Annotated in this window: 24 protein-coding genes; 6 read left to right on the top strand and 18 right to left on the bottom strand. The window is 38.7% G+C overall.

The window, feature by feature from the left end; genetic code table 11:
* Window positions 1–10 precede the first annotated feature (10 nt).
* Window positions 11–1,237 (top strand): efflux RND transporter periplasmic adaptor subunit, encoded by a 1,227-nt coding sequence (locus tag FTU12_RS14135; protein ID WP_180114674.1) that lies wholly within the window; start codon window positions 11–13, stop codon window positions 1,235–1,237.
* Window positions 1,227–4,385, top strand: coding sequence for an efflux RND transporter permease subunit (locus FTU12_RS14130; RefSeq protein WP_180114672.1), 3,159 nt, complete (start codon window positions 1,227–1,229; stop codon window positions 4,383–4,385). Before FTU12_RS14135 ends, FTU12_RS14130 begins: the two co-directional genes overlap by 11 nt.
* A 114-nt stretch (window positions 4,386–4,499) precedes the next feature.
* On the opposite strand, the gene FTU12_RS14125 is transcribed toward FTU12_RS14130, so the two are convergent.
* From FTU12_RS14125 to FTU12_RS14110, 4 genes are all read right to left on the bottom strand, one after another.
* The gene (locus FTU12_RS14125; RefSeq protein ID WP_180114670.1) at window positions 4,500–5,198 is read right to left on the bottom strand and encodes a DUF1826 domain-containing protein; all 699 of its coding nucleotides are present in this window, start codon (window positions 5,196–5,198) and stop codon (window positions 4,500–4,502) included.
* A 128-nt stretch (window positions 5,199–5,326) separates the two neighbouring features.
* Window positions 5,327–5,563 carry a VF530 family DNA-binding protein gene (locus FTU12_RS14120; protein WP_180004441.1) on the bottom strand — a complete coding sequence of 79 codons (237 nt, stop codon included), beginning with the start codon at window positions 5,561–5,563 and terminating at the stop codon, window positions 5,327–5,329.
* A 273-nt stretch (window positions 5,564–5,836) separates the two neighbouring features.
* The gene (locus FTU12_RS14115; RefSeq protein WP_180114659.1) at window positions 5,837–6,151 is read right to left on the bottom strand and encodes a hypothetical protein; all 315 of its coding nucleotides are present in this window, start codon (window positions 6,149–6,151) and stop codon (window positions 5,837–5,839) included.
* A gap of 8 nt (window positions 6,152–6,159) precedes the next feature.
* On the bottom strand, window positions 6,160–7,401 hold the full coding sequence (locus FTU12_RS14110; protein ID WP_180114657.1) for a phage/plasmid replication protein, II/X family: 1,242 nt from the start codon (window positions 7,399–7,401) through the stop codon (window positions 6,160–6,162).
* A 131-nt stretch (window positions 7,402–7,532) separates the two neighbouring features.
* On the opposite strand from FTU12_RS14110, the gene FTU12_RS14105 reads away from it, so the two are divergent.
* The gene (locus FTU12_RS14105; protein ID WP_180114655.1) at window positions 7,533–7,724 is read left to right on the top strand and encodes a hypothetical protein; all 192 of its coding nucleotides are present in this window, start codon (window positions 7,533–7,535) and stop codon (window positions 7,722–7,724) included.
* A gap of 134 nt (window positions 7,725–7,858) precedes the next feature.
* On the top strand, window positions 7,859–8,080 hold the full coding sequence (locus tag FTU12_RS14100) for a hypothetical protein (protein WP_180114654.1): 222 nt from the start codon (window positions 7,859–7,861) through the stop codon (window positions 8,078–8,080).
* A 169-nt stretch (window positions 8,081–8,249) separates the two neighbouring features.
* Here the strand turns inward: FTU12_RS14100 and FTU12_RS14095 are convergent, their stop codons facing one another.
* From FTU12_RS14095 to FTU12_RS14065, 7 genes are all read right to left on the bottom strand, one after another.
* Window positions 8,250–8,432: a hypothetical protein gene (locus FTU12_RS14095; RefSeq protein ID WP_180114668.1), complete on the bottom strand. Its 183-nt coding sequence runs from the start codon at window positions 8,430–8,432 to the stop codon at window positions 8,250–8,252.
* A 224-nt stretch (window positions 8,433–8,656) separates the two neighbouring features.
* A complete protein-coding gene (locus FTU12_RS14090) occupies window positions 8,657–9,826 on the bottom strand; it encodes a zonular occludens toxin domain-containing protein (protein ID WP_180114666.1) in 1,170 nt (389 codons plus the stop codon).
* Window positions 9,827–9,829: 3 nt separating this feature from the next.
* Window positions 9,830–10,144 (bottom strand): DUF2523 domain-containing protein, encoded by a 315-nt coding sequence (locus FTU12_RS14085; protein ID WP_180114664.1) that lies wholly within the window; start codon window positions 10,142–10,144, stop codon window positions 9,830–9,832.
* On the bottom strand, window positions 10,144–11,793 hold the full coding sequence (locus FTU12_RS14080) for a hypothetical protein (RefSeq protein ID WP_180114663.1): 1,650 nt from the start codon (window positions 11,791–11,793) through the stop codon (window positions 10,144–10,146). Before FTU12_RS14080 ends, FTU12_RS14085 begins: the two co-directional genes overlap by 1 nt.
* Before the next feature lie 62 nt (window positions 11,794–11,855).
* Complete coding sequence (locus FTU12_RS14075; protein ID WP_180114660.1) at window positions 11,856–12,137, bottom strand: major capsid protein; 282 nt, start codon at window positions 12,135–12,137, stop codon at window positions 11,856–11,858.
* Window positions 12,138–12,552: 415 nt separating this feature from the next.
* On the bottom strand, window positions 12,553–12,867 hold the full coding sequence (locus FTU12_RS14070) for a hypothetical protein (RefSeq protein WP_180114659.1): 315 nt from the start codon (window positions 12,865–12,867) through the stop codon (window positions 12,553–12,555).
* A gap of 8 nt (window positions 12,868–12,875) precedes the next feature.
* The gene (locus tag FTU12_RS14065; RefSeq protein ID WP_180114657.1) at window positions 12,876–14,117 is read right to left on the bottom strand and encodes a phage/plasmid replication protein, II/X family; all 1,242 of its coding nucleotides are present in this window, start codon (window positions 14,115–14,117) and stop codon (window positions 12,876–12,878) included.
* Between the two features lie 131 nt (window positions 14,118–14,248).
* On the opposite strand from FTU12_RS14065, the gene FTU12_RS14060 reads away from it, so the two are divergent.
* Window positions 14,249–14,440 carry a hypothetical protein gene (locus tag FTU12_RS14060; protein ID WP_180114655.1) on the top strand — a complete coding sequence of 64 codons (192 nt, stop codon included), beginning with the start codon at window positions 14,249–14,251 and terminating at the stop codon, window positions 14,438–14,440.
* 134 nt (window positions 14,441–14,574) lie between these two features.
* Window positions 14,575–14,796 (top strand): hypothetical protein, encoded by a 222-nt coding sequence (locus FTU12_RS14055; RefSeq protein WP_180114654.1) that lies wholly within the window; start codon window positions 14,575–14,577, stop codon window positions 14,794–14,796.
* Window positions 14,797–15,220: 424 nt separating this feature from the next.
* Here the strand turns inward: FTU12_RS14055 and FTU12_RS14050 are convergent, their stop codons facing one another.
* From FTU12_RS14050 to FTU12_RS14020, 7 genes are all read right to left on the bottom strand, one after another.
* A complete protein-coding gene (locus FTU12_RS14050; protein WP_180114652.1) occupies window positions 15,221–16,558 on the bottom strand; it encodes an MFS transporter in 1,338 nt (445 codons plus the stop codon).
* A 202-nt stretch (window positions 16,559–16,760) separates the two neighbouring features.
* Window positions 16,761–17,786 (bottom strand): enoyl-CoA hydratase/isomerase family protein, encoded by a 1,026-nt coding sequence (locus FTU12_RS14045; protein WP_180054714.1) that lies wholly within the window; start codon window positions 17,784–17,786, stop codon window positions 16,761–16,763.
* Window positions 17,787–17,809: 23 nt separating this feature from the next.
* Complete coding sequence (locus FTU12_RS14040) at window positions 17,810–18,583, bottom strand: enoyl-CoA hydratase (protein WP_180114650.1); 774 nt, start codon at window positions 18,581–18,583, stop codon at window positions 17,810–17,812.
* An 81-nt stretch (window positions 18,584–18,664) separates the two neighbouring features.
* The gene (locus FTU12_RS14035) at window positions 18,665–19,792 is read right to left on the bottom strand and encodes an acyl-CoA dehydrogenase family protein (protein WP_180114648.1); all 1,128 of its coding nucleotides are present in this window, start codon (window positions 19,790–19,792) and stop codon (window positions 18,665–18,667) included.
* A 120-nt stretch (window positions 19,793–19,912) separates the two neighbouring features.
* Entirely contained in the window at window positions 19,913–21,568 is a 1,656-nt protein-coding gene (locus FTU12_RS14030) for an AMP-binding protein (protein ID WP_180114646.1), read from the bottom strand.
* Between the two features lie 89 nt (window positions 21,569–21,657).
* On the bottom strand, window positions 21,658–22,551 hold the full coding sequence (mmsB, locus tag FTU12_RS14025; RefSeq protein WP_180114644.1) for a 3-hydroxyisobutyrate dehydrogenase: 894 nt from the start codon (window positions 22,549–22,551) through the stop codon (window positions 21,658–21,660).
* Between the two features lie 15 nt (window positions 22,552–22,566).
* Window positions 22,567–24,084: a CoA-acylating methylmalonate-semialdehyde dehydrogenase gene (locus FTU12_RS14020; RefSeq protein WP_180114642.1), complete on the bottom strand. Its 1,518-nt coding sequence runs from the start codon at window positions 24,082–24,084 to the stop codon at window positions 22,567–22,569.
* Window positions 24,085–24,239: the final 155 nt, after the last annotated feature.

Genomic DNA, 24,239 nt, shown 5'->3' with positions numbered 1-24,239 from the left:
AGTTAATCACATGAAAATTAAACAAGATGGAAAAATTTCACAGCCTTTGATGATTGCAGTTTTAATTGGCTTAACGCTGATGCTGTTTACTGCTCTTTGGTTCAGTACAAATAAATCCGATGCGGATAAAACTGAGCATGAAGGAGAGCATAACGAGGCTAATAATAGTGATGCTGAAGCAGAACATGCTGAAGAAGGTGAACTGCAACTCACCGCTCAGCAAATGGCGGAACAAGGAATTAAAATGGCGACTGCGGAAAGTGGTCTGGTCGAAAATATTATTCAATTGCCAGGTAAATTGGCCGTTAATACAGATCAGCAGGCACATATTTCCCCAAACTTCAGCGGTCATGTCGAACAAGTCAACGTAGCACTCGGTCAAACTGTACAAAAAGGGCAAACTTTAGCTGTGCTGTCAGTACCTGAATTGATTGATCAGCAAGCCAATTTACGTATGGCTGAAGCCAATTTAGATTTAGCCCGTCAAGAATATCAGCGTGAGCAAAAGCTATGGTCTCAAGGAATTTCTGCCAAGCAAGATTATCAGCGTGCTGAAAATGCCTATCGTCAGGCTCAAATTAGCGTACAGTCGACACAATCGCGCTTGCAAGCTTTGGGCGCGAATAGCGGTCAAAACGGACGATTTATCATTCGTGCGCCTATTGCAGGTGTAATCAGTCAAAAAGATATTGTTGTAGGTGAAAATGTGCAATTGGCAGATCAATTGTTCACCATTGAACAGCTAAAAGATTTGTGGCTAGAATTTAACTTAACTCATCAATATTCCGCACAATTACAAACGGGTCAAAACGTCTCTTTCAAAATCAATGGCTCAGATCAGCTCTATAGCGCGGAGGTACAAAGCCTGACATCACAGGCAGATGTACAAACTGGACGCTTGGTAGTACGCGCCAAATTAAAACAACAATCTGCTGAGCTTCGCCCAAATGTGATGGTCAATGTGCTATTGGCAGATTCAGGTAACAAGAATGTATTACGGGTGCAAAAGTCCGCCGTGCAAAGTATTGAGGGTCAAGACAGTATTTTTATTGTTGAATCTGAACAAAAAGGCCAAGTGCATTTAAAAGCGCAAGCGCTAAAACTTGGACAAGCATCCAGTGATGGACAATGGCTAGAAGTGATTTCGGGTCTTGAAGCAGGGCAAAAGTATATTTCCCAAGGCAGTTTTTTACTGAAATCTGAACTGGAAAAAGACGAGGCTGGCCATGAACACTAATTCAGAGAACCCGAACACAAATTTACCAAAGCCAGAAGGTCTATTCGAACGCATTATTCAGTTTTCAATTCAAAATGCAATTTGGGTGATGCTGTTTGTTTGTACATGGATTGCCGTCGGGATTAATAGTTATCAAAAACTGCCGATTGATGCAGTCCCTGATATTACCAATACCCAAGTGCAAATTAATACACAGGCCAGTGGCTTTACAGCGCTTGAAGTGGAACAGCGGATTACCTATCCGATTGAAAATGCGATGGCTGGTATTCCAGATTTGGAATTGACCCGTTCTATTTCCCGTTATGGCCTGTCACAAGTCACGATTGTCTTTAAAGACGGTACGGATATTTATTGGGCGCGTCAGCAAATTAATCAGCGTGTACAAGAAGTTCAGTCGACATTGCCTGCCCAAGTTTCTCCAACGATGTCGCCCGTTTCAACAGGTTTGGGCGAAATTTATCAATGGGTGCTGAAAGCTGAACCCAATGCAAAAAAAGCAGATGGCACGGCATATAGCGCGATGGATTTGCGTGAAATTCAAGATTGGATTGTGCGTCCGCAATTACAGCGTGTACAAGGTGTTGCCGAGGTCAACAGTATTGGTGGTTTTAATAAAACCTACGTGGTTTCACCTGATTTAAACCGCATGCAACAGCTGAATCTGTCATTAGAACAATTACAGCAAGCGCTCACGGAAAATAATGAAAACCGTGGTGCAGGTTTTATTGAAGAAAATGGTCAGCAGTTAACAGTTCGAGTGCCGGGAACCTTAAACACCATTTCAGATATTGAAAACACCATGATTGACAGCCCTAATGGCAGTCTAATTCGGGTGGGTGATATTGCGCAAGTATCGATAGGGCATGATTTGCGCACAGGTGGTGCAACCTATAACGGCGAAGAAACCGTTTTAGGTATTGCCATGATGGCCATGGGACAAAATAGCCGAACTGTCTCGAAAGCTGTAGATGCCAAAATTAAAGACATTCAAGCCAGCTTACCCAAAGGGGTAAAGATTGAAACAGTGTATGACCGTACCACATTGGTAGAGAAAGCCATTAAAACCGTTCAAAAGAACTTGGTTGAAGGCGCAATTCTGGTCATTATCATTTTATTTATCTTTTTAGGTAATATCCGTGCCGCCTTAATTACTGCCTGCGTTATTCCACTTTCAATGCTATTTACCTTAACTGGCATGGCACAAAAGAATATCAGCGCGAACCTAATGAGCTTAGGTGCGCTTGATTTCGGGATTATTGTTGATGGTGCAGTGGTGATTGTTGAAAACTGTATACGACGTTTAGCCCATGCACAGCAAATGTTGAAACGCCCATTAACGCAAAATGAACGCTTTAAAGAAGTCTTTTTGGCTGCACGTCAGGCACGCCGTCCGCTGATATTTGGACAATTAATTATTTTAGTGGTTTATTTGCCAATTTTTGCTTTAAGCGGTGTAGAAGCAAAAATGTTCCATCCGATGGCATTAACTGTGGTATTGGCACTTGTGGCGGCGATCATTCTGTCTATTACATTTGTACCTGCTGCTGTAGCGCTTTGGGTAAAAGGTGAAATTAAAGAAACAGAAAGCCGTTGGATGACTTGGCTGAAAAAGCAGTATCTTCGAATATTAAATACAGCCTTTCATTACAAGGCTGTAGTGATGACTTTTGCACTGTGTTTACTGCTCATTACTGGGCTTTTAAGCACCAAAATTGGCAGTGAGTTTGCACCACAGCTGAGTGAAGGTGATTTTGCAGTTCAACTTATGCGCTCACCAAGCACTGGTTTAGAAGAATCATTAAGAATGCAGGAAAACGCTGAGAAACTGCTGTTGAAAAAATTTCCAGAGATTCAGGCTGTATTTGCTCGTACAGGTACGGCAGAAGTGGCAACCGATGTTATGCCTCCGAACATTTCCGATGGTTATATTATGCTCAAGCCACGTAATGAATGGCCAAACCCTAAGGAAAGTGTGGATGAACTGCGTGGCCGTATGGTGGCTTATGTGGCTACAATTCCAGGTAATAACAGTGAGTTTTCCCAACCTATTGAACTGCGCTTTAATGAGCTGATCTCAGGTGTGCGTAGTGATGTGGGCGTTAAAATATTTGGCGATGATATGCAAGTGCTCAACACAGAAGCCACTAAAATCGCCAAAATTATGCAGCAAGTTGCGGGGAGTAGCGCCGTAAAAGTTGAACAAACTGCAGGATTACCTTTATTAAATATTGAAATAGATAAGGCTTTGGCTGCGCAATATGGTTTAAGTGTTAAATCTATACAGGATACTGTGGCAGCCAGTGTAGGCGGACAAAGTGTAGGGAAGATTTTAGAAGGCGACCGCCGTTTTGATTTTGTTATTCGTTTAAATGATCAAGATCGTAATGTAAGTAAAATTTCACAACTACCGTTAAAGTTGCCAAATGGTGGCAGTATTGTACTCTCAAATGTTGCCACAGTGTCTAATAATGTAGATGGGATCAATCAAGTCAGCCGTGAGAATGGTAAACGCCGTATTGTAGTGACTGCCAATGTTGAAGGCCGTGATTTAGGTTCTTTTGTGGCGGATATGCAGACTCAGCTGAAACAATATGCATTACCAAGCGGTTATTGGATTGAATATGGCGGTCAATTTGAAAACCTTGCATCTGCCAAAGCAAGAATGCAAATTGTCATTCCTTTAGCACTACTGACCATCTTTATTTTATTAATGGCAGTATTTCATAATGTGAAAGAAAGTCTGCTGGTCTTTACTGGCGTACCCTTTGCCTTAACGGGCGGTGTATTGTTTCTTTGGTTAAGAGATATTCCGCTTTCGATGTCTGCAGGGATTGGATTTATTGCACTCTCAGGCGTTGCTGTGCTAAATGGTCTAGTCATGCTGACCTTTATTAAAGAGCTGAGGGACAAATATCCATTACATGAAGCCGTATGGCAGGGCGCTGTACTTCGATTACGCCCAGTACTCATGACTGCCTGTGTTGCCTCTTTAGGTTTTGTACCAATGGCTTTGGCAACAGGTACAGGTGCGGAAGTGCAACGGCCTTTAGCCACGGTTGTGATCGGCGGTATTCTTTCTTCCACCTTGCTGACCTTGGTGCTATTGCCAGTGCTTTACCGCTGGCTTAATACAGCTCGATCTCAATAATCTAGACTAAGCAATTTTGATTAAAACGATATTGCATTAACCCATACGGTTCATTCATTAGACAGAATGGATCGTATGGACTTACGATTTATCAATATTTAAACACAGCTAAAATCAGCAAATCAGTATAAGCCGATATTCACCTACATTTTCTACAGGTGCGCGGTGTACACAAGGCAAAACTTGCTGTGTAGGATGATCCACCGCTAAACGCCAAAGATGACCATTGCCTAGATTTACAGGCACAGCATTTTCTTTGAGCTGATAATGTAAATCAAAAAAATATTCCGCTAAAAAATCATCAAATTCTGAGGTAGCGCCATCGTACAAATCTTTAAGTTGTTCTCGTATTTTAGGAATTAAGATTCTTTGTGTCACTTGATCATTTGGCACAATATCACTGGAAGCACCATAATATGTACATAAAAAGGTATCGGTAGCGATAGGTGATCGATCGACATGAAAGGAATAAACATCGGTTGAGATGAAATCGAATTCATCATCTCGTTCATAACATTTGAGCAAGTTCAACGAAGGTGATGCACCAAATTCTGTTAATTGTTGCAGATCATTTAAAATAACTTCTCTGGCTAAATGGCCTTGCGATGAAAGTGTTAACTTCATCAGATCATCTATAGAAATTTCGGTTATATTTTCAATCAGTTCGAGTTTTTCGACTATTTCTTTAAAGTCGCCTTGTATGCTGCGTTGCCAGCAAAGCGCATTCATTTGACCTTCGAAATGACTATGAATCAATTCAGAAAATGTAGTGACTACACCAATTTGAGGATGCTGGGAAAAAGTATTGCTCATAATAGGGATCAATTTAAATCTGAGGCGAAGATACTGCGTACAAGGAAGTGCTAGAAGGATTAAGCAGTTTTATTCTATCTTAAACCATAAACTGCTATACAAAATTATTCGAGCATAGGCATTCATCGTTACGCTTTCTGTTTGGCTTTTTGGCGTAAGACATACAAATATAAGCTTTCTACTTTTTCACGTGCCCAAGGTGTAGTACGTAAGAATCGTAGTGATGATTTAACGCTTGGATCTATGCAAAAACATCTAATTTCAATTTTGCGGCTTAAGCTTTCAAAACCACCGTAGTAATCCAATAATTCATCCAAGATGTCAGCAAGTTTTTTGCCGTGTAAAGGGTCATTGGAGGTGCTCATATTAGATCAATCATATTTTGGGAGACCATTATTATAACCTGAGCGAGTTGAAAAAATGAGAGGGTTTGAATTTAAACATCAGGAACGTCAGATTCGCCAATTGATAAGATTCTGATTTCGGCATAACGTATATTATGTTCATTAGCGTACTCGGCATCGTGAATGATAATTTTACAGATTCACGATGTCGAGCTGTGGCAACGGATGCGTTGTGTAGGCCACAGTCTTGGATATGCTATTTAACATAATATATATTATACGAAATGATGTATTTTAAGCCTTTGATTCGACAGGCTTTTGTTCAAGAAGCATCAACGGCTTACCATCACCAGTAGTACGGTAATAAATATTTCGATCCATAGTTGACTGCTCAATTGGCAAGAAGATTTCACGACCTTTAAATGAGGTATAAAAATCTTTCATGTGATGATGATCTTCAACGACTTTAACGTTTTGAGAACAAGGAACGATTTGATCAAGTCCTTTGTCATAGCGTTCCGATGCAAAAATAAGTCGCATTGTTAGCTGACCATCCTTGCTACCAGTTTCAACATTAAGAAGTTTTGCTTGAAAGATTAATTTAGACATAATTTCACCTATGCGACGATTTTTAATTGACGTTGATTAAATGTAGAAACAGGCTCTTGAAATTGTGGAGGAACTTGATTTTCAAAGTTAATTTCAACGAGTTTAAGAAAAGGGATTACATTATTTTTAGATTCAATATGTAGATTTTGAAGGTATGCTTTTGAGTAACCAGCAGCTACAAGATCAGCCATATTTTGATAATATTGGCGTTGACCGTAACGAGTCTTCATAACATCACAACCATGAAGCTCTAAAGACGAATAAAAATTAAAAAGATTTCGAGCTTTAGTAACACTTGAACGGCCTGTAGGTGTGACAGTTCCATAAACATTACAGAGATTTTTATAAACAGAATCAGGATCAGTACATTTCATAGCAGTACCCTCAAGGGCTTTAAATAATTCAGCGTTTGCTTTTGACCATAAGTCTTTTAAAAAAGTAGGATTTTCACGTTGATAACGAATTAATTGAAATAAATTTGTAGGAATGCCAAGTTCCTTTAAAACATAGCGTTTAATACCTGTTTCAAACCGTAATAGACCTTTAGTCCATGATTGAAGATCAGGATCAGACATAACTTTCACAACACGTTGAGCGCATTTGTCATTAGATTTAGCAAGTTTAATTTGTTCTTCTAACTGATGCTGAAACTCATTAGATTTTCCGTAAACTTTACGTGCATAGCGTTTGCCACGCTCAGAACCAAAATAAACAGTATTTTTATAAACAATTTGTTTTTGTGATTTACGAATATGACGTGAGGACATATTGCGCATAAAATCTAAAGCTTGAGCAACTTGATTATCGTCTTTTAGACGTGCTGAATAAGTAGCATCAAGCTGTAATACTTCTGTTTCAGAAACACATAACATTGAATAAAGCGTAGGTTGTGATTCAGCAAGATAGCCAAGCATTTCCATTGCACCCTCCTCTATCCAATCTGTTCCGTAAACATTGTGACCTTGCAAAATTTTTGCAGGTGAAGCCTTAAGTTCAACATGGGGAAAATAACGACCTTCATGAAAAAACTTAAAAGCCATACTTGTATAAGAAGTTGGTAAACGCTCATAACCATGGTTTAAAACACGATGTTGTGTTTCACCATATTCATCTTTGTAAACGTCCCAAGAACCGACTTTTAAAAGACCAAGATCAAGAAGATCAAAACCGAAAATGCAATGATTCCCCTCTGAGTCGATATCGACTAGAGAAGCATCAACAGGTATATGCATTACGATTTTATCTAACATTCCGAATCCATGTTTACATGCATGCATTTATGCAACAGGTGGAATTTAACACAAGGATGCAAGTATGCACAATACATGCATGCAAAAATACATGTATCATTTTCCACAATTACGCATTGGATATATTAAAAATGGTTCAAAGTGTTCGCTTAAATGAACAAGAGCAAGAGTTACTAAGGAAAAAAGCAGTAGAGTTAAACAAAATTTTAATTCAAAGAGGACAACAACCACTTAGAGACAGTGAGTTGGTACATATTCTTATTGAAGAAGGAATAGAACTCATAGAAATAGGAAACAGTGGAAAAGCCATAATACCAAGATAAGTGCATTTTTCCGCAGTTAAGTCCACACTAGAGAACGTGGACTTTCTCAGAACCGATAAAACAAAAGCAGTAGTCGCGGCGGAACAAGTTCCTGCCTGCGCCTACTACTACCTACTACTTACTGGGGCTAAAAAATGCAAGAAACAGCAATACAATTAAATAATATGAGTGCTGAAATAGAATCAATGGTTTTTAGAATGATTTTAATGAAAGGAATTACAGCATTAGTATTATTAGTAATAATTGTATATGTGATATATAAACTAATTAAATACTATGAAAACAAAGATATAGAGATAAACTTTAGCTATAAAGAAAAAAATAAGATTGATGAAAGAAAAGAGCCAAAACTATAAAAAGACTAATTTCGTATAATACAGATTGATGTTAAATGCACTTCTCTGCCCTCTGTGATCCTAGCAACATTGACAAAAAAAAAGCCCACTGGAGAGAATTTACCAATGGGCTTTTTATTTGTAGCAATGTGAAGTGCAAGTAACATAATCACGGTTACATTATACGAAATCAGTCTAAATGCTTAAAATAAACACCACCATAAGCATTATTATATTCAAGCTTAAAAAATCCTCTTAATTTCTTATTTTTGAGAACTCGCTTTGAAATTGTTGTTTCTCTATAAACACCAGTTTTTTTATGATCTGTCGCAAGTTGTACAGCAAGATCATTAACATATTGAAAAGTAATCATTGTTGTCTCCAGTGGTTATACATCTAATTTATAAAGTACATACAAAGCAAATGAGCTAAAAAATATACAAGCAAATAAATATACGCAAAGAATTTCATCTGCTGTCATTGTTGTCTCCAGTGAGGATTATCTTTGTGACGAAAATGGGAACCCCAACCCATTTTCTAATAAATCCCGATCTTAAGCAAAAGAGAGCTTTGTAATCAAGGAAAGGAAATTCATTTTTACCACATTGCGGCGGTATTAACAGCTTGAGGCTGTGTAGCAATTTGCTGAACTTGGGATTGTTGCAAATTATTAGCTTGAAGCTGCTGATCATTCTTAAAATAATTAAACGGTCGATCATTATCATCAATAACACGCTGACAAACGGATGGAGCAACATCCAATTTAGTACCCTGCTGAGTATAAGCATAATATCTACCATTAAACTTAGTACAACCCGAAAAGACAGGCTTAGCCGTAACCTCATATTGAACCTGAACAGGCTTAAAAGGATCGGAAGGAGAATAATCAACAACAACCATATCAATATGATTTCTTGTAGTTTCCTCTAATTCAGCATGACGAGATGTTAAAAGGTCAGGATTATACATTTCAGCACATTGCTGCTCAGTAAGATTCAATTGATCAATACATTTTGAGATATTAACTTTTAATTGATTTTCTGCTGAAAAATCAGGATTCGGAGCATTAGGATTTTCAGCAATTTGCTGAACCACCTCCTTATCACCAGTAGGATTAATATATTTAGAGAATACAGGCGCACCGATCCAAAAAACAAAAGCTAAAGCACCGCCAACCATTGCCAACGATGTAAGTAATTTTCGAGGTACTTTAAACTTATGAGTATCAACAACAGTTGATTCATAATAATCAAATACTTTTTTATTAGGTCTATAGATTGTAGTGGTACAACCTTTTTTGATTGAAGCGTTATCAATATTCTCAGGATCGGAGCAAACTTGCTGCCATTCTCTTTTATTACTCCACGGCATACCCTGAACACGTTGCATATGGATATGTTTTTCTAAAAGCCTTCTAATATGCGTATGAATAAACATAGGGTGTTGAGTAACAACAAATATATCAATACCTCTATGACGATGTTTTTCTAATAAAGTCATCCACTGGGGAAGTTCTTCGGTTTTAGCATTAGTAGGAACATCACGTGTAAATTCCTGTACCTCATCAATAATAACTAAAGCACCATCAGGAACAGAAGCCCATTCATTAAAATGATCTAATACATTAAGTTGATATTTTTCAGCTTGTAAACCACGAAAATTACAAAAATAGACTAAACGCCCTTTTTGAATTTCATCGAGAGCCATAGACATTAAATAAGCTGATTTATAAGAGCCTGGCTTACCAGTAATTAAGTGAATTGCCATTTTTTATGATCCTGTATTAATACCAAATGCACGAATAGCAATAGACATTATTTTTATGCTGAAACATGCAGAAGAAGTAGCAAGTAAAATAGAGATTGCATGAGGAAAATCTAAATACTGTATGACCTGTAAAGACGTTCCACCAATTAAGGAAAAATCAGAAACTTGACTAACAATCTGAGAAGTTAAACGATCCATTAACGGCTGAACCGTATTCATCAAAAAGTAATAAACGAGACCCGCAGTAACAGCTCCAGTGACAAGTTTAGCCGTAACCGAGATAACTGAATAAAGTAAAACTAATAAAGGGATAGGCATTATATAGTTCTCACTGTAGCGTCAAGCATTCTCAAACAAGTAAGAAGCACAACCAATTGAAAAAGGATTTTTACCAAAGCAAGAAGGCTGCACCACTGGGAAAGAGCAATATTTACAGGACCAAAAATAGGAAGTTGAATCTGAAAATCAGAAAGACAAGAAGAAGAACCAAAAGTTAATTTATTAGCTAAAGCATTAATAGAAGATTGGGCATTAGATTGTGCATTTGTATAACGAAGATCATCTGATGGCTGACCAATCTTTTCTAAATCTTCCTTACCTTCATCAGTAAAGACATTCTTATCAAGTTTTTCATTAATTTCTTTTGTATTCTTATTAATACTGTCTAAAGTTTTATGATATTCACCTTTACAAATTTTGTTTGTAGGAACTTGAGCAGCAGAAGCTTCACTCATATCATCGTATTCGCCTTGAGATACACAATCTTTATCAGATCCACCATCACCAGTACCGCTTCCTGACCCATCAGAAGCACCAGTACCTTGTTCTTTTATTGCATTAACTGCGTCTTTAATTTGATCTAGCAAATCATTAGTTTGTTGAGTTTTATCTTTTAAATCAGACAAATGATCATTTGATTTATCTATTTTTTCATTAGTGCCTTTCAATACATTTTCAAGATCAGAAATAGAATCAACTAACTCATTTTTAAGCCAAGTCAATTTATCAGAAACTTTATTAACAGCATTAACAACAGCTGAAATATCAATATTTACAGTAGTGGAAATATTATTAACAACATTGACAATTGTAGAGCCATTACTGCTCGTACTTGTTGAAGTACTAGTACTTGTTGAAGTATTAGAACTATTACCTGAACCTGATCCATCACCGCCTGAACCTGACCCATCACCATCTGAACCTGATCCATCACCACCTGAACCTGAACCATCACCACCTGAACCTGAACCATCACCGCCCGAATCTGAACCATCACCATCTGAACCGGATCCATCACCAGTAGAAGGACTTGTCTTTATGCAAATACGTTCACCATTCCACGTACCAGATACATATCCTTCACCACAGCCTTGTGGAGGACGTTTACAGTAATCAGCACCTTTACAGCCTTTTTCTATTGGAGGTTCTTTGTCATCTGGACAAACAATAGATCCATCAAATTGACGAGTACATTGTTGATTAGGAGGTGTATAACAACCACCGTAAGGATCTTTAGGATCACAAGGAGTATTTAATAAATCTTCTTTACAGTTTGGATCAGGCGTTTTTGAAACAGATTCAAAAATAGTGGTTATATAACCATTAATTACAGCCTTTCTTTTTAAAGTTAATTCATTAGTTGTGTATTTACACATAGCTCCGTTATTTCTAATACAGATTGATTTTTTTATTTGTGAATTATTAACATCTTGGGAAACGATTTTATAATCGGGATGCCAGCATTCTTCATCTAAAGAAATTGTAGCTTCATGAGATTGATTATAATACATTGTTTTACATACAAGGTTATTTGAAGAAACATAAGTATGCCCTTGACTATTAGCATAACTCATACAAGCAGCAGAAGGACTTGATCCTGTAAATCCTGAAACAGAATAAATAGCAGCAAATGAAGAAGTAGATAAAGCAACCAAAAAAATAAAAAATAAATACTTAAAAAATCTCATAAAATCTCTAATCCCTTAAATATTTATCTTGTAAAGGGTGAGCCGAAGCCCACCCGAAAAAATTAACTGAAAAATGCAGCCTTAACCCATTTGAAGATGACCGCAATACCTGCAAGCGCAAGCAAAGCAGTACCAACAGCAGTAATCGCAGCAGTACCATCAGTAGTAAGATCGCCAACAATAGCAGTAACATCTACAGCAGCATTAGCATTAGAAGCAGCCAAAGCACCGCCCAAAGTAGCACCTAGACCATAAACACGAGCATCTTTTAAGAAAGCTTTAAAAGCAGTCTTACCAGTGCCATATTTGTTTTTTAAACATTGTTCAAGTTGTTGTTGATCCATGATAGACCCCTATTAATTAAACCCCATCAAGCGGAGTATGATTTTAAAAACGCCATAGACACCGAGAAGAACAATAAACATGATCATCAAAGCGCCCACAGCTTCACTGGAGAGATAAGCTAAACAACTTGTTTGATCTGATGAATAGAACATACAAATCATTTTGCTTTTCTCATTTTAAAAATGACTACAGGTGCAGCGATGTGAAGAAGTACACCAACTAAAAAGAAGTACCAAACGAGCATCTGAATCATTTTTTAAAATCCTTACAATTGTAAAAATGTTGACAATAAACCAATTGACTTTGGAATTTTGCCCCGCACTTCTTGCACTTATAATAAGCTTGTGACATTATGTTTATTATCCTAAGTTATTGATTTATTTACATATTATATATTATACGAAATGATGTATTTTAAGCCTTTGATTCGACAGGCTTTTGTTCAAGAAGCATCAACGGCTTACCATCACCAGTAGTACGGTAATAAATATTTCGATCCATAGTTGACTGCTCAATTGGCAAGAAGATTTCACGACCTTTAAATGAGGTATAAAAATCTTTCATGTGATGATGATCTTCAACGACTTTAACGTTTTGAGAACAAGGAACGATTTGATCAAGTCCTTTGTCATAGCGTTCCGATGCAAAAATAAGTCGCATTGTTAGCTGACCATCCTTGCTACCAGTTTCAACATTAAGAAGTTTTGCTTGAAAGATTAATTTAGACATAATTTCACCTATGCGACGATTTTTAATTGACGTTGATTAAATGTAGAAACAGGCTCTTGAAATTGTGGAGGAACTTGATTTTCAAAGTTAATTTCAACGAGTTTAAGAAAAGGGATTACATTATTTTTAGATTCAATATGTAGATTTTGAAGGTATGCTTTTGAGTAACCAGCAGCTACAAGATCAGCCATATTTTGATAATATTGGCGTTGACCGTAACGAGTCTTCATAACATCACAACCATGAAGCTCTAAAGACGAATAAAAATTAAAAAGATTTCGAGCTTTAGTAACACTTGAACGGCCTGTAGGTGTGACAGTTCCATAAACATTACAGAGATTTTTATAAACAGAATCAGGATCAGTACATTTCATAGCAGTACCCTCAAGGGCTTTAAATAATTCAGCGTTTGCTTTTGACCATAAGTCTTTTAAAAAAGTAGGATTTTCACGTTGATAACGAATTAATTGAAATAAATTTGTAGGAATGCCAAGTTCCTTTAAAACATAGCGTTTAATACCTGTTTCAAACCGTAATAGACCTTTAGTCCATGATTGAAGATCAGGATCAGACATAACTTTCACAACACGTTGAGCGCATTTGTCATTAGATTTAGCAAGTTTAATTTGTTCTTCTAACTGATGCTGAAACTCATTAGATTTTCCGTAAACTTTACGTGCATAGCGTTTGCCACGCTCAGAACCAAAATAAACAGTATTTTTATAAACAATTTGTTTTTGTGATTTACGAATATGACGTGAGGACATATTGCGCATAAAATCTAAAGCTTGAGCAACTTGATTATCGTCTTTTAGACGTGCTGAATAAGTAGCATCAAGCTGTAATACTTCTGTTTCAGAAACACATAACATTGAATAAAGCGTAGGTTGTGATTCAGCAAGATAGCCAAGCATTTCCATTGCACCCTCCTCTATCCAATCTGTTCCGTAAACATTGTGACCTTGCAAAATTTTTGCAGGTGAAGCCTTAAGTTCAACATGGGGAAAATAACGACCTTCATGAAAAAACTTAAAAGCCATACTTGTATAAGAAGTTGGTAAACGCTCATAACCATGGTTTAAAACACGATGTTGTGTTTCACCATATTCATCTTTGTAAACGTCCCAAGAACCGACTTTTAAAAGACCAAGATCAAGAAGATCAAAACCGAAAATGCAATGATTCCCCTCTGAGTCGATATCGACTAGAGAAGCATCAACAGGTATATGCATTACGATTTTATCTAACATTCCGAATCCATGTTTACATGCATGCATTTATGCAACAGGTGGAATTTAACACAAGGATGCAAGTATGCACAATACATGCATGCAAAAATACATGTATCATTTTCCACAATTACGCATTGGATATATTAAAAATGGTTCAAAGTGTTCGCTTAAATGAACAAGAGCAAGAGTTACTAAGGAAAAAAGCAGTAGAGTTAAACAAAATTTTAATTCAAAGAGGACAACAACCACTTAGAGACAGTGAGTTGGTACATATTCTTATTGAAGAAGGAATAGAACTCATAGAAATAGGAAACAGTGGAAAAGCCATAATACCAAGATAAGTGCATTTTTCCGCAGTTAAGTCCACACTAGAGAACGTGGACTTTCTCAGAACCGATAAAACAAAAGCAGTAGTCGCGGCGGAACAAGTTCCTGCCTGCGCCTACTACTACCTACTACTTACTGGGGCTAAAAAATGCAAGAAACAGCAATACAATTAAATAATATGAGTGCTGAAATAGAATCAATGGTTTTTAGAATGATTTTAATGAAAGGAATTACAGCATTAGTATTATTAGTAATAATTGTATATGTGATATATAAACTAATTAAATACTATGAAAACAAAGATATAGAGATAAACTTTAGCTATAAAGAAAAAAATAAGATTGATGAAAGAAAAGAGCCAAAACTATAAAAAGACTAATTTCGTATAATACAGATTGATGTTAAATGCACTTCTCTGCCCTCTGTGATCCTAGCAACATTGACAAAAAAAAAGCCCACTGGAGAGAATTTACCAATGGGCTTTTTATTTGTAGCAATGTGAAGTGCAAGTAACATAATCACGGTTACATTATACGAAATAGTATGATTAAGACTTTGATATTTAATATTTTTTAATTTATTGGTGCTTAAATCTTTCATCTGTGTAACAAACTTGATTTGTTGCTCTTACACATCAAACATATTTTGTGCCGCCAAGATCCTACGCAATACTGACAATATTATTTGTCCTGCTACAATCCTCAGACAAGAAAAAAGCCATAACAACGATTGCTATGGCTAATTCACATTAATTTCTATATTTAAATCAGCCTACTGTTTACCTGATTTTTGATTTATGAAGATTTAATTTCTTTACTGCTAAATGCTTTTGTTTTTTGCTCTATTTGATCCGGCTTTAAAAATGACGACGCAATAATCGCAATCACTGCAAAGCCTGAAATATAGGCAATAATTAAATTGGGGCTTCCATCACCAATACTCAACAATTTCGTCGCGATTAATGGAGCTAAACCACCACCTAGCACGCCTGCAAATTGAACTGAGATTGAAATACCGCTATAACGTATTTCTGCTGGAAATTGGCGCGAAAATAACTGTGACTGCGGCGCATACATCAAAGGAAAAACCACACCAATACCAATCACTATGGCCGTCCAAACCAATACAGGATCCTTGGTATTTAACATCGCAAAAAATGGATAGCTGTATAAAGCCAATATGCATAAACCAAATCTAAACATGTTTTTTTGCCCAACTTTATCAGACAAATGTCCAAAAATTGGCGTAATAACCATGATGACTGCAGCACCACAAATCGTTGCAAACAAGATATCTTGCCTAGGAATATTTAGCTGTGTGGTGGTATAGGCTAAAGCAAATGTCGATGCCAAATAGAACCAAGCATTTTCAGCAGCTCGAGATAAAATAATCGTAATCAACTGCTTAGGATGATTTTTAAACACTTGTTTTGCTGGAACTTTAATTGATTTGGTTTGAGCTTTAACTTTTTCAAAGTCTGGTGATTCAGGTACTTTTACACGAATATACCAACCTACAGCCAGTAAAATAATGCTGGCTAAAAATGGTAGACGCCAACCCCAGCTAAAAAGTGCTTCTTCAGGCAACATTGAGACTAGACCTAAAGCCACCGAAGCGAGCAATAAACCACCACCTGTACTGGCTTGCGGCAAACTTCCCCAAAAGCCTTTTTTACCCGCTGGCGCATGCTCTACCGCCATGAGGACTGCTCCGCCCCATTCTCCACCCATGGCCATGCCTTGTATAAATCTTAAAATAATTAAACAAACCGTTGCCCAATAACCAATGGTTTCAAATGTCGGTAACAACCCAATCATCACTGTGGGAATACCCATCAACATTAATGTGACCAATAACATTGATTTACGACCAATTTTATCGCCAAAATGGCCAAAAACAATGCCACCGAGTGGACGACCAATAAAGCCTACAGCATAGGTAGCAAATGCTGCCAACACGCCAGTTAAGGGATCAAGATTTGGGAAAAAAAGTCGATTGAAAATGAGTGCTGCGGCAGCACCATAGATAAAAAAGTCATACCATTCGATGGTTGTACCCACCATGCTGGAAATACCCGCTAAACGATGCGAGGACTTAGCTGGTGGAGCTGTGTTTCCCTGTACATTTTGCATTGTTATCTTCCTTATTCTGCAAGATATTTCTATGTTGCATTTTCACGATGCTTGATTTGTGTGATGATTTTCTTCATGAAAATCAATATTTTTAGATCTTATATATGCTTAATTTACGCTGAGTCACTTGTTCATATTGAATAAGAAATTGAATATGAATATTACCCAAGTGTTTGAACCGTGAATGTTTTTAAATTACTGATTAAATAGATATTTCCTCCATTATTTTATCTAAGGTCGGACTAGACTGTTGCCACTTTGGCTGTTTGTCTTTATCCACAATTAATGCGCGCACACCTTCGACAATATCGCCATGTTGAAACCAAACGTCTTGTAAATGTCGTTCAATTTGCATGCATTGCTTCAGTGAAAGACCACGACCTAAATGCTGGAGTTGTAAACTGATTCTTTTCGCGATTGGAGATCGTTGTTCCAAGGTATTGCGTATTTTTAGCGCCCACACTTGAGCATCATTATGCTGTTCATTTTCAAGACTATTTTCAATGGCATCAATGCTCTCAAAACCAAAATGCTTACGAATTAAATCTGCATTTTGACTAAGTTCACTTTCCGCTGGTCGAGTAATATATTTCGCAATCAATTGTTCAATATTTTCCTTGCTTAGTTGCTTGGAATTTCTTAATTCTTCTTCTAATTGAACAAGTTGCTCACTCGGAACATGGTAGTCAATCAAATCTAGATACAACGCATCGCTGGCACTGATTTGATCGCCTGTAGTTGCCATGTACACACCAATATCATCTAAACGTGATAAAAAGTGTGTCGCAGCCACATCTGGGAAAAATCCAATGGCAGTTTCAGGCATGGCAAATCTAGATTTTTCGCTGCTGATAAGCACATGACATGCTTGGGCCAAGCCAAATCCACCGCCAAGTACATAGCCATCAAGTATGACAATAATGGGTTTTTCATACGCACGAATGGTATTCAGCATTTCATACTCAGCTTGAAAATAAGCTTGATGATCTTCTTTACCATTCATATAACTATCATAGAGATAGCGAATATCGCCACCTGCACAAAATGCTTTAGGACTATTTGAGCGAATAAGTACAGCATGAATATTAGTTTGATCAGCCCATAGTGCTAATTGCTGTTGAATCCCTTGAATCATTTCCAAAGACAAGGCATTTAAACTTGCCACGCGATCTAAACTGATTTGGCCTAAATGTCCATGTTCTTCAATCATTAAGTTATTTGTACTCATATCCATATAATCCTTTTTTATTTTTAATTGTTTTTAAAATTGGCTTGGCGCTTTTCAACAAATGCTTGCATGCCTTCTTTTTGGTCTTGAGTTGCAAAAATCGAATGGAATGTTCTACGTTCAAAGCGTAAACCTTCTTGCAAACTGACTTCAAATGCACGGTTAATTGACTCTTTGATCATCATGGTTGCCACCACAGATTTTTCGGCTATTTTTTCAGCAGCTTTTAAGGTCTTTTCGACCAACACCTCTTTAGGAAAGACTCGAGCAACTAAACCACTCTGCTCTGCTTCTACTGCGCCCATTTGTCTGGCAGTCAGACACATTTCCATGGCTTTGGCCTTACCAATAGCAAGCGTTAAGCGCTGTGTACCACCTATTCCTGGAATTACTCCCAAAGTCACTTCTGGTAAACCGAATTTTGCATTATCGGCACAGTAAATAAAGTCGCACATGAGTGCTAACTCACAGCCTCCACCTAACGCATAACCACAGACAGCTGCGATTAAAGGTTTACGGCGCTGAGCAATTCGATCTGCCAGATGAAAAAAATCATCCAAATAAATATTCGGAAAACTCAGTTCAGCCATTTCCTTAATATCTGCACCAGCGGCAAAGGCTTTTTCTGAACCTGTAATAACCATACAACCGATGGTTGGATCTCGATCTAAATCATCCAAGGCCAAATTAAGGTCTTTAATTATTGTGCTATTCAACGCATTTAAGGCCTGAGGACGATTTAAAATAATGAGTCCAACACCATTGTTCTTTTCGAGCAGAATCGTTTCAAATTGCATGTGATATCCCTATATATATTCAATATTTATGAGTAGGCTTCATATCTGAAGCCTTTTCGTTTAAAGGTCTTAAAGACAACGTTATAAGCTGCGGGCAATTACTAAACGTTGGATATCACTTGTGCCTTCATAGATTTGGCAAATACGTGCATCACGATATATACGCTCTATCGGGAAATCTTTGAGATAGCCATAACCTCCAAAGACTTGTAATGCTGCGGAGCAAACTCGTTCTACCATTTCAGACGAAAAAAGCTTGGCCATAGACGCTTCATTTAAACAAGGTTGTCCTGCTTCTTTTAAACGTGCCGCGTGATAGACCAATTGGCGTGCGGCCTCTATTTCTGTTGCCATACTTGCCAATCGGAACGCAACTGCCTGATGTTCAAAAATTGGTTTACCAAAAGTAATACGCTCTTTGGCATATCGGGTTGCTTCTTCTAATGCTGCACGTGCAAGTCCGACTGCTTGCGCCGCTATACCAATACGACCGCCTTCTAGATTTGATAAGGCGATTTTCAAACCTTCACCTTCTTTTCCTAACATTAGGCTTTCATGCACTCGCACGTCTGTGAGTGCGATTTGGCAGGTATCTGAGGCATGTAATCCAAGCTTTTCTTCAGTACGAATCACTTCATAACCGGCTGTCTCACGAGGGACAATAAAAGCACTCATGCCTTTTTTCCCTGCACTTGGGTCAGTCACAGCAAAGACAATAATGACCCCTGCATTATGACCAGAGGTAATAAACTGCTTAGCACCATTAATCACCCATTCATTTCCATCTTTGACTGCACGAGTTTTAATGGCAGCAGCATCTGAACCTGTATGCGGCTCAGTTAATGCAAATGCGCCGATCATTTTGCCTTGTGCTAAAGGCACTAAATATTTCTGCTTTTGTTCTTCTGTGCCAAATTTAGCTATAGGAACACAGCCTACCGAGTTATGTACACTCATAATGGTTGAGGTTGCCCCATCGGCCGCGGCAATCTCTTCTAAAGCCATAACATAAGCAAGATTACCTGTATCTGAACCACCCCATTCATCTGATACCAACATACCCAATAAACCCAGTTCCCCCATCTGCGCTAAAGCCGCTTTGGGAAAGGTACCGTGTTTATCCCATTCAGCCGCTTGAGGTTTAATTTGTTGCTGCGCGAAACTGCGTGCCATGTCCTGAATTAATAATTGTTCTTCGGTAAATTGCATCTTATCTTCCTGTACATCAATCAATTGCTTTCATCCAGTTCGAAAATGACTAAAACTGAATGAAAGCTTGATTTTGATCCTGATTGTTCGGCATTAATTAAGGGTTAATCGTTGCGTCTCTTAACTTGCATGCTGCGTAGATTGTTTTGCAATCTCTTGATTTCTTAATAAAAAGCGCTGAATTTTTCCGCTTGGAGTTTTCGGTAGTTCTTGAACGAACTCCACCAATCGTGGATAAGCATGTGCAGATAGGCGCTTTTTCACAAATTGCCCCAGCTGCTCCGCTAATTCTTCTGACGCTGTGACATGCTCAGCTAAAATCACAAAAGCTTTTACGATTTCTGTCCGATCTGGATCAGGCACACCAATGACCGCAGCTTCAATCACTGCATCATGCTCAAGTAAAGCGCTTTCTACATCGAATGGCCCAATACGATAACCGGATGTTGTAATCACATCATCATTACGACCAACGAAGCTCATACTGCCATCTGCGTGTAATTCTGCGGTATCACCAGTGAGGTAATAATGCTTTACAAAGGGTGACTTACGACTTTCTTTATAGCCACCAAACCACATCATCGGTGATTGACTAATATCGACAGCCAGTACTCCTGGCGTTCCTGCAGGTAGCTCTTGCCCTTGTTCATCAACAACCGCCACGCGATATCCCGGACTGGCATAACCTGCGACACCTGCGCGAATATCATGTTGTAAACCATGGTGATTACACACCACCATACCAACTTCAGTCTGACCATAATGGTCAAAGATCGGTGCATCTAAAACTTGTTTAAACCAGCGGAACACTTCAGGGTTAAGCGGCTCACCAGCGCTACTGACGACTCGAAATTTCCCTTTGAGTTTTGCCATTTGTTCAGGATCAGCTGCCATCATCATCCGATACGCTGTCGGTGCGCCTGCAAGGTTCGTCACGTTGTAGTCATCTACGATCTGACAGAGACTATCAATGCTAAAAACACCTTCGTAAAAGAGTGTTGCATGTCCAAGTAAAAGTGGCCCAGTGATTCCATAATACAAACCATAAGCCCAACCCGGATCGGCGATATTCCAAAACGAATCATCTTCACGCAGTCCTACCGCATTTTTCATATATTGACCAAAAGCGATTAAGGCTTTGAGCGGGACTTCTAAAGGTTTTGCAGGACCAGTCGTACCTGAAGTAAACATTAAAAGAAATGGATCATTGATGCTCTGTAGGACAAATTCACACGCTGTAGGCTGTGCGTTTACTTCATCCCAAAAGTTTAAATCTCCCTGTTGAATCCCTTGACCCGCTCGATCTGCAACAGTGACGATTTGAGGACAATGTGCAACTTCATCTAATTTACTGCGATTACCCACATCACTGATCACCAATTTGCTTTGCGCAAGGTGTAAACGATGTTCAATGGCTTTGGGGCCAAAGGCGGTAAATAGCGGTTGATATACAGCACCTATTCGCCAAGCACCTAAAATCACCACAAGTAATTCAACTGTACGGGGTAATAAACCCGATACACGATCACCTTTTTGCACACCCTGTGACTTTAAAAAATTGGCAAATTGGCTCGACCACTGTTGCAGCTCTGCAAAGGTATATTGTTCTTTCCGCCCATCTTTACCTTGCCAATACAGTGCAACCTTATTTTGATCAATCGCATGACGGTCGCAGCATTCATAACATGCATTTAATTGCTCTAAAGAGCCTGATAACATTTCTTTGGCAGCATGATTTAAGTCAAATGCCTTTGCAACATCTTGATAATTCGACATGTTCTCTACCTCAGTCTCAATTTATTGTTATTCCGACACGAGTGTTAGTATTGTTAGCCATCCCTAGGCTAGATTGGTGTTCAATGCGATTATTCAGCATCCTTAGGTAAATATTGCTGCACGATGCTTGAAAAATCTAAGTGAGCATTACCTTGTAAACACAGCTGTTGATACATTTGCTGAACCAGTCCGCCTAAAATAATCGGCTGTTTGACTTGTCCTGCGGCTTCTACAGCCAGCCCTAAATCTTTCAACATCAACTGCGTTGCAAAACCATCAGTATAGCCACGTCCCGCAGGTGCATTTGCTGAGATACCCGGCCATGGATTACATACATCCGAACTCCAGCAACGTCCACTCGAACTATTCACCACACCCGCTAAGGCTTGAGGATCAATTCCCAGACGCGCACCGAGTGCCATACCTTCAGCAACGGCTGCCATGGAAATACCAAGAATCAAGTTATTGCAAATTTTCGCAATTTGACCTGCACCCACATCACCACAATGCACAATGTTTTTACCCATGTGGCCCAATACCGCTTTGGTTTTTTCAAAGGTTTGATCATCTGAACCGACCATAAAGGTTAATGTACCTGCCTGAGCACCAATAGTTCCGCCTGAAACAGGTGCATCACAGATTTTTATCTGATGTGCAGCACCCGCCTCGGCTATATCCTTAATGGTTTGCGGATCAATGGTACTGCTATCGATACATAAGCTTCCTGCTTTCATTACCGCCAATACACCATTTTCTCCCAAGTACACCTCTTTGACATGCTTGGCAGCAGGCAACATGCTAATCACGACATCTGCTTGTTTCGCGGCATCTTGTGGGCTTTGGCAAACGATGCCACCTGCTTCAGTAAAATGCTGAATCGCAATTTCGCTTAAGTCGAAACCGTAAACCGTAAAACCTGCTTTGAGTAGGTTTTGAGCCATTTTTCCGCCCATGTTTCCTAAACCGATAAAGGCAATATTCATCCTTGAACTCCTAAATTAACGTAGGTTAATGGTGGTATTCACTTCACCTTTTTCTTGTGTATCTTCGAACCAACGACTGGTGATCGTTTTGGTTTGTGTATAGAACTGAACTGCTTGCTTACCATATGGACCTAAGTCACCCAGTTTTGAACCACGCGATCCTGTAAAGCTAAAGAAAGGTACAGGTACAGGAATTGGAATATTGATACCCACTTGACCAATATCGATATCGCTTTGGAATGTACGAGCGACTGCACCGCTTTGTGTAAATAGTCCAACACCGTTGCCAAATGGATTGGCATTAATTAATTCAATCGCCTGCTCCAGAGTATCGACATGAATAATGGCTAATACGGGTCCAAAGATCTCTTCGGTATAGATGCGCATATCGGTTGAAACTTGATTAAAAACCGTTGCTCCGACAAAGTTTCCTTGCTCATAGCCGATGACTTGAACATCACGACCATCCAGCAACAGTTCTGCGCCTTGTTCTACACCACTTTGAATTAAATCCAGTACACGTGCTTTTGCGCGAGGTGAAATGACTGGGCCAATATCGGTATTCGGCTCATGCCCTGCGTTAACCTTCAGAGTTTTGGCTTTTTCAACCAGTTCATTGACCCATTCTTTACTTTCACCAACCATGACAGCAACCGACAAAGCCATACAACGCTGACCTGCCGCACCGAATGCTGCACCAACGAGGGCATTTAAAGTTTGTTCTTTATTGGCATCCGGCATTACCACCACATGGTTTTTGGCCCCCATCATCGACTGCACACGTTTTCCATGCTGTCCTGCAAGGTTATATACATGTGTACCAACAGCTGTAGAGCCCACAAATGAAATGGCCTTAATAGCTTGATGTGTGCATAAACGATCAACAACGTCTTTACCACCATGCACTACGTTTAATACACCTGCTGGAATACCAGCTTCAATCGCAAGTTCGACAAGCATCATGGTCGATAATGGATCTTGTTCAGATGGCTTTAAAACAAAGGTATTTCCACAGACGATGGCCATTGGGAACATCCACAGTGGAATCATCGCAGGAAAGTTAAATGGCGTAATTCCTGCACATACACCCAAAGGTTGCTGCAAAGTATAGGTATCCACACCACGTGCAACACCTTCTATATATTCGCCCATTTGAAGTGTGCCAACCGAACACGCATGCTCAACGACTTCTAAACCACGTTGAATATCACCTTCAGCATCTGCAAGTGTCTTTCCTTGCTCAGCAGTCAGTACGCGGGCAATGTCTTTTATATTGCTACGGATGAGATCTTGTAGCTTCAGCATAATGCGCATACGTGCTTGTACGGGTGTTAAGCGCCAAGTCTTAAACGCCTCTTGCGCTGAAGCAATCGCTGCATCCACTTCTTCCATAGTCGCCATTGGAACACGACCCAAAACCTCTTGAGTTGCAGGATTTAGAATGTCTTGCCACTCTGTAGTGTTTGACTCTACAAATTTACCGTTAATTAATAATTTAGCCGTCGCTGACTGAATATTTGACATTGTGTTCATGACCTCTCCATAGGCATTTATTGTTTTGTACTGACTTAGAAAATATCCAAAAGCCTTATATTTATATTTTCCAATTCACTTCAAACTAGCAAAGAAAATTTTGACTACCAATAGAGATTCACGCACGATTGATGTGCAAATATGCACAGGGATGA

The organism is Acinetobacter sp. YH12063, assembly GCF_013419715.1.
GTDB lineage: Bacteria > Pseudomonadota > Gammaproteobacteria > Pseudomonadales > Moraxellaceae > Acinetobacter > Acinetobacter amyesii.
This window is presented reverse-complemented; position numbering and strand designations above follow the sequence as displayed.